At 42.5% G+C, this 15,810-nt stretch carries 11 protein-coding genes; 2 read left to right on the forward strand and 9 right to left on the reverse strand.

The window, feature by feature from the left end; genetic code table 11:
• Positions 1-35: 35 nt before the first annotated feature.
• Positions 36-512: a YkgJ family cysteine cluster protein gene (locus DN068_RS10900; RefSeq protein WP_165836358.1), complete on the reverse strand. Its 477-nt coding sequence runs from the start codon at positions 510-512 to the stop codon at positions 36-38.
• A 214-nt stretch (positions 513-726) separates the two neighbouring features.
• On the opposite strand from DN068_RS10900, the gene DN068_RS10905 reads away from it, so the two are divergent.
• Positions 727-3,399, forward strand: a complete 2,673-nt coding sequence (locus DN068_RS10905) for a DUF5686 and carboxypeptidase-like regulatory domain-containing protein (RefSeq protein ID WP_110998945.1) — start codon at positions 727-729, stop codon at positions 3,397-3,399.
• Between the two features lie 443 nt (positions 3,400-3,842).
• Here the strand turns inward: DN068_RS10905 and DN068_RS10910 are convergent, their stop codons facing one another.
• Positions 3,843-4,772 carry a CPBP family intramembrane glutamic endopeptidase gene (locus DN068_RS10910; RefSeq protein ID WP_110998946.1) on the reverse strand — a complete coding sequence of 310 codons (930 nt, stop codon included), beginning with the start codon at positions 4,770-4,772 and terminating at the stop codon, positions 3,843-3,845.
• 396 nt (positions 4,773-5,168) lie between these two features.
• On the opposite strand from DN068_RS10910, the gene DN068_RS10920 reads away from it, so the two are divergent.
• A complete protein-coding gene (locus DN068_RS10920; protein WP_110998948.1) occupies positions 5,169-6,158 on the forward strand; it encodes a tetratricopeptide repeat protein in 990 nt (329 codons plus the stop codon).
• Between the two features lie 114 nt (positions 6,159-6,272).
• Here DN068_RS10920 and bcp read toward each other — a convergent pair whose 3' ends face one another.
• From bcp to priA, 7 genes are all read right to left on the reverse strand, one after another.
• The gene (gene bcp, locus DN068_RS10925; protein ID WP_110998949.1) at positions 6,273-6,737 is read right to left on the reverse strand and encodes a thioredoxin-dependent thiol peroxidase; all 465 of its coding nucleotides are present in this window, start codon (positions 6,735-6,737) and stop codon (positions 6,273-6,275) included.
• A 33-nt stretch (positions 6,738-6,770) separates the two neighbouring features.
• Positions 6,771-8,468 (reverse strand): M23 family metallopeptidase, encoded by a 1,698-nt coding sequence (locus tag DN068_RS10930; RefSeq protein WP_110998950.1) that lies wholly within the window; start codon positions 8,466-8,468, stop codon positions 6,771-6,773.
• Positions 8,469-8,720: 252 nt separating this feature from the next.
• Entirely contained in the window at positions 8,721-9,455 is a 735-nt protein-coding gene (recO, locus tag DN068_RS10935; protein WP_110998951.1) for a DNA repair protein RecO, read from the reverse strand.
• Between the two features lie 6 nt (positions 9,456-9,461).
• Positions 9,462-11,738, reverse strand: coding sequence for a type IX secretion system anionic LPS delivery protein PorZ (porZ, locus tag DN068_RS10940; RefSeq protein WP_165836359.1), 2,277 nt, complete (start codon positions 11,736-11,738; stop codon positions 9,462-9,464).
• Between the two features lie 230 nt (positions 11,739-11,968).
• On the reverse strand, positions 11,969-12,511 hold the full coding sequence (locus tag DN068_RS10945; protein WP_110999070.1) for a Dps family protein: 543 nt from the start codon (positions 12,509-12,511) through the stop codon (positions 11,969-11,971).
• Between the two features lie 10 nt (positions 12,512-12,521).
• Positions 12,522-13,097 (reverse strand): phosphoribosylglycinamide formyltransferase, encoded by a 576-nt coding sequence (gene purN / locus DN068_RS10950; protein WP_110998953.1) that lies wholly within the window; start codon positions 13,095-13,097, stop codon positions 12,522-12,524.
• A gap of 111 nt (positions 13,098-13,208) precedes the next feature.
• The gene (gene priA, locus DN068_RS10955) at positions 13,209-15,695 is read right to left on the reverse strand and encodes a replication restart helicase PriA (RefSeq protein WP_110998954.1); all 2,487 of its coding nucleotides are present in this window, start codon (positions 15,693-15,695) and stop codon (positions 13,209-13,211) included.
• Positions 15,696-15,810 lie beyond the last annotated feature (115 nt).

A 15,810-nucleotide genomic window follows, 5' to 3' on the forward strand; every position in this document is an offset into this window, starting at 1 on the left:
AATCGCACTCGCAAAAACAAACTATCAAAAACAGCCTACCATTCGTATTCTTCCCGAACTTTTTTCTCCAATTTCGAAACTAGCAAGTAAGTCGCAGGGCAGCGCGTCACATTGCCTACGAATGTATCATTATAGAGATCAAACGGCTTCTTATTATGGTGCGGAAACTCACGACAGTCTTTCGGACGGAATTCGTAAACGCTGCATTTATTGGTGGTAAGATCCAGAAACTGGCAAGGAACGCTTTTGTTTACCCAATCGCCGGTATCTTCTTCTTTAAAGAGATATTTTTCAATAAACTCTTTCGGCTTCATGTCGAGATGCTTAGAGATACGGATCACATCTGTACGGTTCCAGGTTGGCGTCATTGTTTTGCAGCAATTAGCGCACGCAAGGCAATCCACCTCATTCCATACGGCTTTATCTGCTTCGGCTACCAGTTCCGGCATATCCTCCGGCACTATTTCATCAAGTTTTTGAAGGAAAGTAACCAGTTTTGTTTTGTTGCGCATAGCGTTGCGCTTAAAGCGTTTCAGATCCATATCTGGTTGTAAATATAAGCGTTTAAGCCGTCTTCTTTTAGCGCCGGAAAACCTTTTTCAACCCTTTCATAATGACTTCATTTTCCTTATCTTACTAGACCAAAACATAATAAATGCAAGGAAACGGAATGATTTTTGTAGCACTAATCCGGTAATACTTAATATTTTTCCGCGCGGAGACACTATGAACAGCAAGCTAAACATATTCATTTTACTATTCCCCTTCCTGCTGATGACTGTTACAGGCTATGCTCAAACCTCCGACAGCACCTTACATCAGACAGATTCTCTACTACGTGCCGCGGATTCCCTAACTCACATCCTGGATTCCGTTCAAACGAAAGTTCCAAGCAACGATTCCAACGCTATCGACTCTTCAAAGAAAACCGCAATGCCTGCAGCTGCTAATGGCGGATATGAAATAAAGGGTTCGATAAAAGATAAAAATACAGGCGAGGGCATTCCTTTTGCAACAGTCTTTTTCCCGCATTCCGGCATTGGCACACCTGCCGATCTTGAGGGTAATTTTATATTTCAGTTTAGTGTACCGCCAAATGATACCCTAAGAGTACAGGCACTGGGCTATGATGCCTATTACAGGCTTATTGACCGCAGCAAAAAACAACAGACATTCTATATTGAACTGGAACGGGGATCAAATGAACTCAATGAAGTGGTTGTGCATGCCGGCGAAGATCCTGCATTGCTGCTACTGAAAAAGATCATTGCGCATAAACCGATGAACAATCCAGACCGCGTTTCCAATTACAAATACAATGTATACAACAAGCTGGAAGTAGATATTCAACGGCTGTCGAAAAAACAGTTTGAAAGCTTGCCGGTGCCCATGATGAAAAAATTCAGCTTCATCTATGACAATCTGGATACGACTTCTGAAGCAAAACCATTTCTTCCGTTTTACCTGACGGAAACCATTTCTGATTATTATTTCCAGCGTGAACCGAAGAAAACAAAGGAATTTATCAAGGCCAATCAACTGAAAGGCGTCGACAATCAGAGCATCACGCAGTTTTTGGGCAGTATGTACCAGGATGTAAATTCTTACGACAATTTCATTCCCGTATTCAATAAAGAATTCGTGAGTCCCATCAGTAACGCCGGGGCAATGTATTATAAATACAAAATCAAAGACACGCAGACAGCTTACGGTCACCAAATAGTGCTTGTACAGTTCTCTCCGCGCCGCAATGGTGAAAACTGTTTCTATGGTGACTTCTGGGTGGTTGATTCTGTATATGCATTGCAACGCATTTCGATGGAAGTTCCTAAAGATGCAAATGTAAACTGGGTCAACAGAGTAAGCCTGTACCAGGAGTTTGCACCAGTACATGACACACTCTGGTTTTGTGTAAAGAATAAATTTATCGCTGATTTTGTAGGTCCTTATGGCGCCAAGCTACCCGGACTCATTGGGCGGAAAACTACACTCTATCAAAACATCGTTGTAAACGACACAAGTGTTTCAAATGTGGTAAACGACTCCAAACTAAAGCAGGATGTATATGTCGCAGATTCAGCACGACACATGAATGAAGATTTTTGGTCAAATGCCCGCCCGGATTCCCTCAGTAAAAATGAAAAAGCGATCTATCATATGCTGGATACGCTGGACAATATGCCGCTGTTTATGACCTACAAAAACACGCTTAAGTTTTTGACAATCGGTAAAAAAGAATTTGGCCCGATTGAGTACGGTCCGGTTTGGAATATCTACAGTCACAACCCAATTGAAGGCAACCGGTTCCGCATTGACATTGGTACAACACCAGTTTTGTTTAAAGACGTTTATCTGAAGGGGCACCTCGCTTACGGCACGCAGGATCAGCGTTTCAAATACGGGCTGAGTGGCCTCTGGCTATTGCAGCGTGAGCCCAAACCTCGTGTGTATATCTACGCTTCGTACATACACGATGTTGACCGCAGCACCAACTATTATGATGAAGTAAGCACGGATAACATTTTCAGCACCATCGCCCGCAAACATTATATCCCATGGAAGCTGGCATTTGTAAACGAAGCTCGTTTTGAGTTTTTCAAATCATACAACAGCGGCTTTAGTCACATGGTTTATGGCATTCATAAAGACTTTACACCTTATGCACCACTGCCTTCTGCAGGTATTTTCTGGGATGATGATGGCGCACCAACATCAAATGTTGTTGCTACAGAAGTGGGCGTACGCCTGCGCTATGCTTACAAAGAAAAATTTCTTACCGGTAATTATCAGCGCGTAAGTCTGGGCAGTAAATATCCGATCGTAGAGATCCGCTATGGTTTAGGTTTAAAAGATGTGTGGAAGAGCAACTATTCTTACAATCGTGCATCCATCAGCGTCTCCGATAAGGTGAAGATTCCCCCGCTTGGCTCTATTTACTACAATTTCTTTGCGGGAAAATACTGGGGCACATTACCATATCCATTGTTGGAAATCTTACCGGGCAACGAATATTACTACTACAACAAGTATGCATTCTCCATGATGAACCGGTACGAATTTATCGCCGATCAATATGTAGGATTCAATATCGAACACACAATTGGCGGTGGCATTTTCAATTATATTCCGTACCTGAAAAAAGCCAAGCTGCGCCAGTTCTGGACAGCCAAAGGCGTAATTGGTTCACTGAGCGATGCAAACACTGCACTCAATTTTAATAAAGGTTATGAATTCCGAACACTTGCCGGTCACCCATACATTGAGCTCGGCACCGGCGTAGAAAATATCTTCCAGATATTACGCATCGATTTTGTGTGGCGTGTTACACCAAAAGCATTACCCAATGAACCTAAAGAAAAATACTTCGGCATCTTCGGCAGTATCAAATTCAACTTCTAAAAAATTTCTTCGGTCCGGGCGATATACCGCCAATCAGGCTTCGGTGGCGATAGCACCGTTCAGCTTCGTCTCATTGTTCCACTTTGCTTCTACTAATACCAATTGACCATCAAAAAATGGTATAATTGTGTAAAGAAGGATTTACGGAACACCACCGGCCTAAGGAAACGTAGGCGTTAAAAAATGAAATGCATACAGCGGCCGCAATTATGATGGTGAACGGGGCGTACAGATCAATTATAGATTGGCCAGGAACCGGTATAAAGCAGCATAGTAAGCTTTAATAATTGCAGCGAAATGCCTTTTCATTTTAGCCGTAGTTTCCTTCAGCCTTGAACTTTTGGTTACTTTTGCTTCAAGGCAAAAGTGACAGAAAACACCTCTGTAAAATTGATTGATCGGAAATTTTTAATGCCATTTTTGAAGTTCAATTGGTATAACCGCTAATGCGGTTGAAACATAAATCCTACCACTTCCATCAATAACGCAATGCCCAGATGCACAATCACACCTCCATAGATTGACCGTGTTCTATAAGCGAGTATACCTAAAATATATCCACCCAAAAACGAACTGGCGGCTTCTCCCAGCGGTTTATCAAAATGGATGGCCACATAGAAAACACACATTGGCAGGATAGCTTTGTAATCAACAAAACGGGCAAATGCAAGAATCAGAAAACCTCTGAAGAAAAATTCAGTAACAACATAGTCGCTACAATAAACGAGCTCGTAAAAAAAAGTGTACCAGTTTTTATGTGGCAGATTCGGCGGAAAATTGAGAAAAATAGCACGCGGGTAAACTTGCAAAAAATCAGGCTGACGACCAGCTATCAGCAATAGCGGCAGCATAAATAACAGCAGATAAAAATAGGGGCGCAACACCACACCCTTCGCATGAAATCCATATACGGGCTGGTTCTTACGATCTACAAAAAACCAATAAACAGCACAGGGAATAAACAGAAATACAAACCCAACAAGATTGGCCACAATTTTATATGCCCAGGTCTGGTATTCCCAGGAAACATGCGCATCGATCCAATATCGTTGTTGAAAAAACCAAGCACGCACTGAAAATAAAACGACCGCGAGAACGATCATCGCCCACAATTTTCCGCTACGCAATCTTTTATCCTTCTGGTCTACCGCTATCTGCAATAACCACGCGCCACCAAACGCCACAGCATACAGCGCTATATATTTTAACAATCTGGTGGTCGGATTGAAATCGTATTTGATATAGGTATACTCAAAATTGTAGCGGAAGTTGATGAATAAGATCAACACGCTAAAAAGCGTTGCCAGCAACAGATAGCGCTTATTACATTCTTCCTTGAGGTGCGAAGTGAGGTATCCTATTATTTTTTTCATTTCCTAAAACAAATGCGCCCGAAGATAGCTCTATGTAATGTAAACAGATAAGTGAATTTTTTGATTTTTTTAATTGAAACCAAAAACGAAGATCGCTGCTATGCCATTTGCCGCCATAATAGATTCATTCAGGGATTTAACGTGTCCATACGAAATCATATAGCCCCGTATAGATAACCATCGACACAAAAAAACTGGCAGCAAATTTGTATGCTACTTTATTTGGATAGAGTGATAAAAGAGTTGATTTCAGACCAAGAAAAAGAATTTTTCATCGAAGCGATCTGTGGCCGCAGTGAGGGATTTTGTATTCCCCGAAGAAAAAGAATACAGCACAGCATAGTGCAAACAATGCCGTTAATCGGAGAAAAAATTTTTAACACTAAATGACCTGCGATGATTCGAACTAAACGAATACTTCTCTTGGGAAGCATTAGCCTCTTCTTATGTTTTGCGGTGAACGTTTTCGCCGAGAAACCGATCGTAAAATATTACGAATATGCCAGTAAAGCCCGATATTACTATTACCTCGGCAAGTATAAAACAGCAGTTAGATTACTAGACAGCGCATTTAGTATGTCCCAAGTAACTCCATTATACCCCGACTATTACTGCATGTCGCTCTGCTACTTGAAACTCCATAAAAAGAAAAAAGCGGTTGATTATCTGGAGCGCTGCATCAAAGGACAGGTGCGCAGAGGGCTACTCAATGTACAATATAGGGTTGAAGACAGTACTTTTGAAATTAAAACCCAGGTATTCGCGTTTATTCAAAAAGACCCAGAAACGCGACAGAAAATAAGCAGCCTGTTACGATCCTTATATGAATATAAATACATGGATACTGCAATATCCCTACTGAATGATTCTGTAGAGTACTACTTCGCAAACGATTCTTATTGGTATACAGAGCAGAACCGCCAAAATCTCTTGAAGAGTGGATCAAACGCCCTTATTTACATAGATACAGTTCATTTGAGAAATCATGAAGACGTACAAAAAGGATTTGTCGACTTTATTAAACGAAACGGTTATCCAGGACTTCGAAAAGCTGGTGTAGAAATAATGATTGCACCACTTGCCCATCTTTCAAAAGAAAGGAAAGATGAGCTTTTACCCATTCTGGAAAAAGCTTGGGAAGAAGGAAATATGACGCCAGAAGATTATGGATTTTTTCTGGAGCGAAGAAAAATGGACGACGGCGGTAGCTGGTGTGGTGATTACTATGTTATTCATACAGTCTGTAATGCCAACGAATGGCCGAGAATCAGAGCTAACCGCCGCTCTATTGGGCTCAGCGATTACCTGGACTGGGGCGATTACTTTATGACTACATTCAGCAAGCCAAGAAGTGAGCTTCCGTGGGTAAAAAAACATCTTAAATGATCATTCCACAAAATGGAGTTTCAGAATGACTGTGCGCAATTAAACACTACGGTATGTACGACCTTTTATAAAGAAACGTCTGATGAAACATCAGACGTTTCTTATAGCTCATAATTAGTTCATACCCCACAGTTCCAATATCTGCTCTGTGTGATTCTTGGTGTCTACTTTTTCAATGATATGATCAATGACGCCGTCTTCGTTTATAAGAAACGTTACCCGGTGCGTGCCCATGTACGTACGACCCATAAATTTTTTTTCACCCCACACGCCGTAAAGCTCCACTAGCTGCTTTTCAGGATCAGCTAAAAGCGTAAATGGAAGACTGTATTTGTCTTCAAATTTCTTGTGCTTTTTCTCCGTATCAATACTAACACCAAGCACTACGATTTTCTTTTTCTTCAGAAGCGCAATGTTATCACGCAGATTGCAAGCCTGTGCCGTGCAACCCGGCGTATCATCTTTCGGATAGAAATACAATGCTACTTTTTTCCCTTTAAAATCGTGCAAAGACACCGGTTTACCATCCTGGTCATTAATCGTAAAATCTGGCGCTGTTGCGCCTTCTGTCAGTTTCATGTATTATTCGTTTAAAACTTTTCTGTATAAAATTTAGCGATTGAATTTATACTTATAAACCGTTTCATTGCCATTTTCGTCGGCAGCTTTTAGCGTCAATGTATGACTTCCCGCCGGACAGGTTTTATCATCGAAATGATAAATGAAATTACTTCCGCGAGGTTCAAACAAAAGCCAGGTACCATCTTCTAACGTTCCTTCAAATTTTCGAACAGAGGTCAGCGCATCTGTTGCTTTAAAAATAAGTTCGTTTGTTTTTGCCGAAACTGATTTAGTCAGCGGTGTAATGACAGGTGGCACAGTATCAGCTACCAACCGGAAAGAACCCAGATCGCGCTCTTTTGTTTTATACCAGCCTTTGTCATCTTTTTGCGCCGCAGATCCTGCATCTGATTTTCCATCGTTGTAAATGCACGCAATTTTATCACGAAGATCAAACGGTATTGGCTTATTCGGCTTAATGTTCAAATCAAAATAATGGTGTACCGGTATATTCGCAGACAAGATCATGTAACGGTCCGAAAAGCTTGCTGCATCAGGCTTTTTATCCATTTTAAAACAAACATCATCGTAAAGTTGTCTATCATCAAGCACAAACGAAATGTTCGGCTGGTCCACTTTATTATTTGCGGTAGCTTTGAAAACCGGATCGCAAGTAAGCGGATTTAATTTTCCTTCCGAGCGTACATAAAATTGCACCGTGCTCACATTATTTTCGTCATCAGTAATTGTAACGGTTACTTTGTGTGGCATTTTATCGGAGAGGTCGAGAACACCTTTATTGTTGTTAAGCGACTCATAAATATGATCTAAACGATTGCCCGGAAGTTGGAACAGCAACTGTATCCACGGGCCACCGCTGACCATCCTTCTATAGTCTGCATATCCGTGCAGATAACGCGTTTCATCGTAGCCAATGTCATCCAGCCTGATGCGTCCCTGCAATTCGCCATCCAGTGCCCATTCCGCGGTATAAAATGCGATAGTGTTATTGCTGCCTTCCATGAAATCATCGATGTCCAGGCCAATGCCCATCAACGCACCTTCCACTTTTACGGTATCAGTTGCCGTTGTGTAAACATCGCCCTTCTTCTTTAATGGCTGTAATGGAGGGTCTTGCTCATAGATCGTTCTTGACCCGTCGTATAATGCCATCCGCGCTGGAATTGGCGGTTTTTTATCTTCTACTGCAAAACCAAATTTCTGTGGATTGAGCGGATGCTCTGTTTTACTGTCGCGAATTTCAAAATGTAAATGCGGCGCTGTTGAAGCACCAGTATTTCCGGACCATGCAATCTGATCTCCTTTTTTCACTGGAAACTGATCTGGCGATAACGCAAGATCTACGCCCCATTGTTTTTTCTGATACTGCTGTTTTCTTAAGTATTGCTGAATCTTCGGAACGAAATTATTTAGATGCGCATACAACGTTGTATAACCATTGGGATGCGTGATGTACAATGCATGTCCAAAGCCGCCTTTCTCCATTTTAATACGAGAGATATAACCGTCAGCTGCTGCATGCACCACCTGATTTTCTATGCCCTTGGTTTTAATGTCCATGCCGCTGTGAAAATGTCCCAGTCTGCATTCACCGAAATTACCCGCCAGGATAATCGGAAATTCTAAAGGATTCCTGAAATAATCCTGCGGATACGATCTTCCCTGAGCTGCACTTTTCAATGCAGCGAATGAAAACATAACGACAACGAGTATTTTTATCTGTTTCATAAATAGAATTTAGTACAAAGACTCTGCCAGACTTTTCGTTTCTGGCCGCAGCCCATAACCACAACTAATGCGCGCATAAAAGTACTATTTTTAGAAAGGCTTAATTTCGCAGATATCTAAAGATGACGAAAATGAAAAGTTGTTGTAAGGACGTGACGCCAGAACCCAAAAGGAATCCGTTAAAAAAATGGTCGAACCGATTCTTGCTGGCACTTATCTGCGTGATTGCCGTAGCGCTTGTTTATTCCGCACTTAGTGCAAAATAGCGCGTAGTACTGCCAGTGATTTTATTTGTCCTAAATGCTGGGTATGACGATGCAAAAATTCAAGATACCAATCCAGTACATTCACACGCATCGCCGCATTCATTTCTATTTCGCTAAGCCCGTTTATATTTTCGACTAAAAGAATCTTATCTAGTGCTGCCGCTTCCTGCGCCGACAACAATGGTCTTGTTTCGGGCGGAATGGCTGTAAATGCACCGTCTTCAAAACTCAGGTAGGGTGTGTCTTCCGAAAACCGACCCCTCACGTTGTAGCCCAGAAAACGGCCACATTGTATCACAAAAAACAATGGAAAATTAGCCAGCTGCTTTAGGGGTAATTGATCCAGCCATTCAAAATACGCTCTGGAAAAATCATATAATTCGGGTGCAGGCGCAGCCTCTGGCAACAAACGCAATAGCATCTCTACAGAAAATAATGCGATGCTGTTTTTTACAACTTCTTCCTGCAAAGTTTTATAAATATAATCCGGCTGAATTTCCTTGATGCGTTGCAGATTGCCGGTCGGCTTTTGATACACAACGAGATCCAGCAACGACGCGGGTTGCAAGAAGGCAGTTTTATATTGTCTTGATTTTGCCGATCGTACTCCTTGCAGCAAATAAGACTGCACACCATAGGTACGGGTAAAAATATTACAGATCAGGCTGGTTTCCCCATACTTGATCGACCGTAACACAATACCTTTTGTTTGTTGGATCATTGAACTTTATTCCATGAAAACCATCTTGCTCACGTTCGTTTGTGAACCGTCTTTATTGCTGATGAAAATGAGATATACTCCCGATTGCGGACGATGTCCTTTATAATCTACACCATTCCACACAGCCTGTCCACCCAGCGCAGTTGTACGATACACCAGCTGACCAGAAATATCAGTAATCCGGACATCTGCGTTCTCAACAAGACCACGAATCGCAATAGTACCTTTGTAGCCGCTCGGCACCGGATTTGGAAACACGAGTACGTTGCTGTTCACCGTGCCGCCGTCTGTTGCTGTACTACGATAGCTCATGATACCGTATTCGGTGCTGATGTAGACATCACCTGTTACTCCGTCTACAGAAATATTCTGGATTGTGTTAGATGGTAGCGGGCTATTATCTATGGTAAACCGGTAAATGACTTTGTCTCCTTCTGGTGAAATCAGCCAGACACCGTTATTAGTGCCAACCCATTTACGATTAGCGCCATCTACAGCTATTGTATTTACCTGCTCGGTCTGAAAAAGATATCCCGCAAACTGATCATACTGTACGATCCTTCTTTCTCCGATACAGGTACCCTGCAATACCTGATCCGCACAGCTGAAAATGCTGATACCATCATCCGTCCCCACCCAGATGTTGCCATTTTTATCCTTAGTCATGCAAAGCACGCGACTACCGGCGATACCGCTTTGCAGGCCAGAGAGGAAAATGTATTTATCATCCGCCGTATTGTCGATCGTATAATTGTCGTTATAAACAATGATCGCGTTCTGATTCGGTGCATAAAACCATTTCTGGTTAGAATTATCAATGACAAGACCTGCAGCGCCATGCGGATAAACCCGAAGGTATGGTGTGCTGAAATGATACCAGGTACCATCTTGTGCTATTGCAGCCAATTCATGTTTAGAACCATGCTGTGTAAACCACATATTGCCATATTCATCGGCCGCAATGCTGTTAACTGCAATAGTTGTTGTATCGCCTTCTTTAGGTTCCAGCTGACTGCCGTGATTATAAAACACATAAGAACCGTCAGGCTTTAAAATAAAAAGGCCTGAACGTAAGGAGCCATACCAGATGGACCCATCGACAGGATTTTTTGTAGTGACTATGAAATCCGAAACATCATTATAGAATGGTGGGAAATTGTACGCAGTATAGTTTTTCCAGGTTTCATCCTTAAAAGAGGCAATTCCAAGCGTATTACCAACCGGCTGATAAAGATCATTGTAACTACCAAGCGCAATCCAGAAATTCTTGTTTTCTGCATACAGACCTGGTGCTGTCGCGGCAATCGGCCCTGGAGGAGCATAAGCCGAATAGGTAGATTCTGAAGTGAGTTTGCTTAAGCCACTATATTCATCCGCAACCCATACATTATCGGGTGTTATTTCAAGCACCTGATGAAGCAATCCAAATGAAATTGAATCCAGCGCATTGTAGTTCAGATCCATCTTTACAACCTTAGCACCATTTTCCAGCGAAAAATACAAAGCGTTGGTGCCTGTATCCAGATGACGCGTTCTGTTGTTTGTGCGCAATACATATTTCAACGAATCGCTGTCGAGAATGTAAAGGCTGTCGGTTCCCGTTGCATAAACTCTGTTTTGAATAAACGCCAGACAGGTCAGCGATTTTCCGCTGCCAATCAGTTGCCATGAATTCACGTTTTGTAAGTTGGAATTATTTTTATCTGCCCGAAACAAACCTCCCGGTGTCGCAGCGTAAAAATAATTACCCTGTGCGCCGAAATTGGTTACAGGAACTTGCTGTCCGTTCTGGTTGAACGTATAGGTTTCCTTAATCTCTCCTTCTTCCTTATTAAGATTAATCACCACAACACCGAGATCCGTACTGAGATAAGCATAGCCAGCTTCCGTATACACGGCATTTATATTTTTTGATCCGGTTACCGCCTTCAGCTTCAGATCAGGCAGGCCGTAAAAACTATGATTTCTAAACAGATCAATATTACTGTTCTGGTAACAGAGCACAGCTGTTTGCGTCGTAGCGTCGTATCCGATGCAAGACATCTGGATATCGGCCATTCCGTCGATCTTACTGTATGGAGTCATTTCTCCGGAAACAAGATCATACGTAAAAAACGAAAAATTGGTTGCCGTATATATTGTTCTTCCGTCGGTGGCAATGCCCACGGCAGAGCCATAAGGCAAATGCTCCCGCCAGTATCCTATAGGTCGATCCTGGGCATTAGAAATGAAAGCGGAGAACAATAACAGGGTGGCAACTATAAACAGGCGTTTCTGATTCATATTCATTTATAACCGAACGTTCAAATGTACTGAAATAAACGCGCAAGGAGCCAGAATATTGCCTTTGGAATCGTCGATGGCGGATTTCCTGATTGCAGATTTGCTGATAGTAAGTTGTCTAGCTATAAGTACCGAACATGGAAAGCATAACTCATACTTTATAACTCAAATTAAAACAGGATGTCATTATCTGACATCCTGTTTATATAAATATTTTACGAAAAATAAATTTATGCGAGGTGCGCTCTCAGCATCCAGGCCATTGTCTCGTGCTGTTCCATCAGGCCAGTGAGGAAATCGGCAGTACCAGCGTCTTTGTAAGTATCATCTGCTCTATCGATCGTATTTCTCATTTCGCGGATGATGGTTTCATGATCGTCCAGCAATGCCTGAATCATATCACGGTCTGTACCGTCGCCTTCGCCGTTGTGTTCCAGCAAACGGGCCAGGTTGAGAAAACCGGACAAAGTACCAACTGCATAGTGGCCAACTTTACGGATACGTTCTGCGATAGAATCAATCACTTCAGCCAGCTCGGTATACTGGGCTTCAAATAATTTATGCAATGGACCGAAATGCGGACCTTCTACATTCCAGTGGAAATTGCGTGTTTTAGCATACAGCAGTGATTCGTCCGCGAGCAAAATCTGCAGATCATTCGCCACAGCTGCGCGGTTTTTATCACTGATGCCAATATTTACTGATGCTGATTTTTTACTTACGGATTTGCTTGCCGGAGCAGGCGCACTTTCTGTTTTTGATTTTTTAGCCATGGGAATGTTTTTAGTGTAGTAAATCTCGTAATAAATATTCAATTGTGCGCGGGTAATAAAAATGTTCCAGTGCATGTACCCGGTCAGCTAACGCAGCTGCATCATCAGCTTCATGATTTACCGGACAACGCGCCTGCAATATTATATTTCCACTATCATATACTTCATTTACATAATGGATGGTAATCCCTGATTCTTTTTCTTTCGCCGCAATTACCGCAACGTGCACATTATGTCCGTACATTCCTTTTCCACCATAAGCAGGAAGGAGGGCAGGGTGTATATTAATGATCCTGTCTTTGAATGCATCCGTCATTGTCTTCGGAATCTTCCTAAGGAAGCCTGCAAGTATAATCAGCGACGGATTATAACTCATAAGCTGCTCGATAAGCAAAGGTTCACTAATAGTATTATTGTCTATTATTAAATAAGGAATCTGATTATTCTGAGCAATATCCAATACGCCAGCATCCGATTTATTAGTCACAATAAGAGATACTTTTGCCAGGTCGTTAGCTTGAAAATGTTCAACGATTGCAGCGGCATTTGAACCTTTCCCTGACGCAAAAATGATAATTGAGTGCATGTAGATGTATTGAATTTCCGGGGTCAAAAGTACAGCTTATGAAATTTATCCTCAATGGAGGTTACTCAGCTGACCAAACCCAGACTTTTCCCCTAAAAAAATAATGCCAATTTAACCCACCGGATCTATATCAAAAACTACCTGAAGGGAAGAAAATCCTCTTTCGCCAGTCATACGCAGCCTTTCTTCTTTGATAAATGATTTTACATGCTCGAGTACACGAACCGACTGCGGACATTTAATCCAAACTTCCTGAATGTATAAATTCCTGACTCTGGCGACTAATGCCGGCGCCGGACCTTGTATACCGATCCCTTCAATACTTGCCAGCTTGTTTGCCATTTCGGCAGCAGCCTGTATTGCCTTTGGTTCTTCTTTATGCCGGAAAATGATTTTAATAATCCGGGAAAACGGCGGATAGCCGAATTGTTCACGATATTTAATTTCCTGATGATACAACCCGTGCACATCGTGGTCTTTTACCCATTTCAGTACCGGATGCTGTAAATTGTATACCTGTATCAACACTTTTCCCGCGCCATCTGCACGACCTGCACGACCGCTTACCTGTTCCATCAGTTGAAAAGCACGTTCGTTCACCCGGAAATCTGGATAACTCAGCAATGAATCTGCGCTGAGAATGCCTACCAACCCAACGGTCGCAAAGTCCAGGCCTTTCACGACCATTTGGGTGCCAACAAGAATATCTATTTTCTGTTTCCCAAGCTGATCAAGCAGCTGCGGCAGACTTTGCTTATTCCGCATACTATCGATATCCATTCTGGCAACGCGGGCCTTAGGAAATACCTGCTGTACCTCTTCCTCAATTTTTTCGGTACCAAATGTTTTACTTACAAGACTGTTGCTGCCACAGTATGCACAGGTATGCACCACCGGCGATTTTAATCCGCAATAATGACAATGCAACTTGTCCGTTATCTTATGGTAAGTAAGTGAAACTGCACAATTTTTGCACTGCGGCACCCAGCCACAGGAAGTACACATTTGAAACGGCGCATACCCTCTTCTGTTTTGAAAAAGAATTACTTGCTTCTTTTCTTTCAAAGCGATAGCAATGGCTTGTTGTAGCTCGGGGGTTAACAATCTTACACCTTGTTGGCGCACCATATTCAGCGACGTCGCATTAACGATCTCAATCTGCGGCATTTGTACGCCGAGATAACGTTCATTCAAACGCACGTAACCGTATTTCTTATTCTGCGCATTAAACAAGCTTTCTATAGATGGCGTAGCAGAACCTAATATCACTTTTGCACCGTGCAATGCCCCCAGATAAATAGCTGCATCACGCGCATGAAAACGCGGAGCCGGATCTTTTTGTTTATAAGAACCGTCATGCTCTTCATCAACAACGATCAGTCCCAGATCATTATAAGGCAACCACAAGGCAGACCGCGGCCCCACCACAACGCGGTATTTTCCACTTTGTACTTTTTCCCAGATTTCTACCCGTTCGTTATTACTGAATCTTGAATGGTAAACACCTAATTCTTCACCAAAATAAGCACGTAAACGGCCCACTAGTTGGGTGGTCAATGCGATTTCCGGCAACAGAAAAATGGCTTGTTTGCCACTCGCCAGATACTCCTTGATTTTATGAATGTATAAAAGCGTCTTCCCACTTCCCGTTACGCCTTCCAACAGTACAACCTCTTTTTCTGAGAGACCAGCATTTAGCTCGTTATATGCTTTTTGCTGAGCAGGTGTAAATTCTATTTCTTTTTGTTCATCAACGCCCTCATACAGCAACCGATCCACTTCCTTCTCGGCAATTATGAAAACGCCTTTATCTGCGAGCGATTTTATTTGCGCAGCACTTGCCTGCGTACGCTCCAACAAGTCTGCCTGTCGCACAAAACCTTTTTGCTTTGATAACTGAACATAGCCCATCAGTAACTCCAGCTGTTTCGGCGCACGCTGCAATTCGTCAAACAGCTTGATCAGCTCCGGCTCTTCGTTATATTTTGCCGCAAGGCTTATTATTTTTTCTTTTTTGGGCTTGTAAGATGATTCCAGAGAATCGTCTATTACTACCGTTTCATTTTCCAGCAATTCATGCAATACCGCCATAAATTTCCGCCCCCCCACAATGCTGCGCAGATCCGTGATGGAAAGTTCTTTTCGTACTGCTAAAATCTCAACAGCGCGCAGCGCATCATAACTCCAGTCATACACCACATCTTCGTGTTCCGGTGCCCAGAGCAGGCGTGTCTCGCCCATCATTTTGAGATGCGCCGGCAATGCAGCCTGCATGACCTCGCCGGGTGCGGCAATGTAGTAATGCGCAATCCATTTCCAAAACTGTAACTGCTTTATGTTGACAATCGGCTCCTCATCAATAATACCTTTAATTGGCTTTACCTGATAGGCTTCCGGCTGCTCATTATGAACCCTTTCTACAACACCTGCGTATTGTTTGTTTTTTCCTAACGAAACCTCAACGCGCATACCCGGTTGCAAAAATCCCTGCATTTCGTGTGGAATGCCATACGTAAGCGTCTGCGGCAAATTGAGCGGCAGTATAATATCAACAAAACGATGCTCGGAGGATGGATTGGCAAACAAGGGTGAATGCATATAAACTGCAAGTTAATAGATTGCGTAAAAATCGCTGAAATCAGATTTCTCAATCGTTGATTTTGCCTTATTTATCGGATAGTCATTTCGGGGTGTCGAAGAGGGACTTGTAATT

The sequence above is a fragment of the Taibaiella soli genome (genome assembly GCF_003236175.1).
Classification (GTDB): domain Bacteria; phylum Bacteroidota; class Bacteroidia; order Chitinophagales; family Chitinophagaceae; genus QKTW01.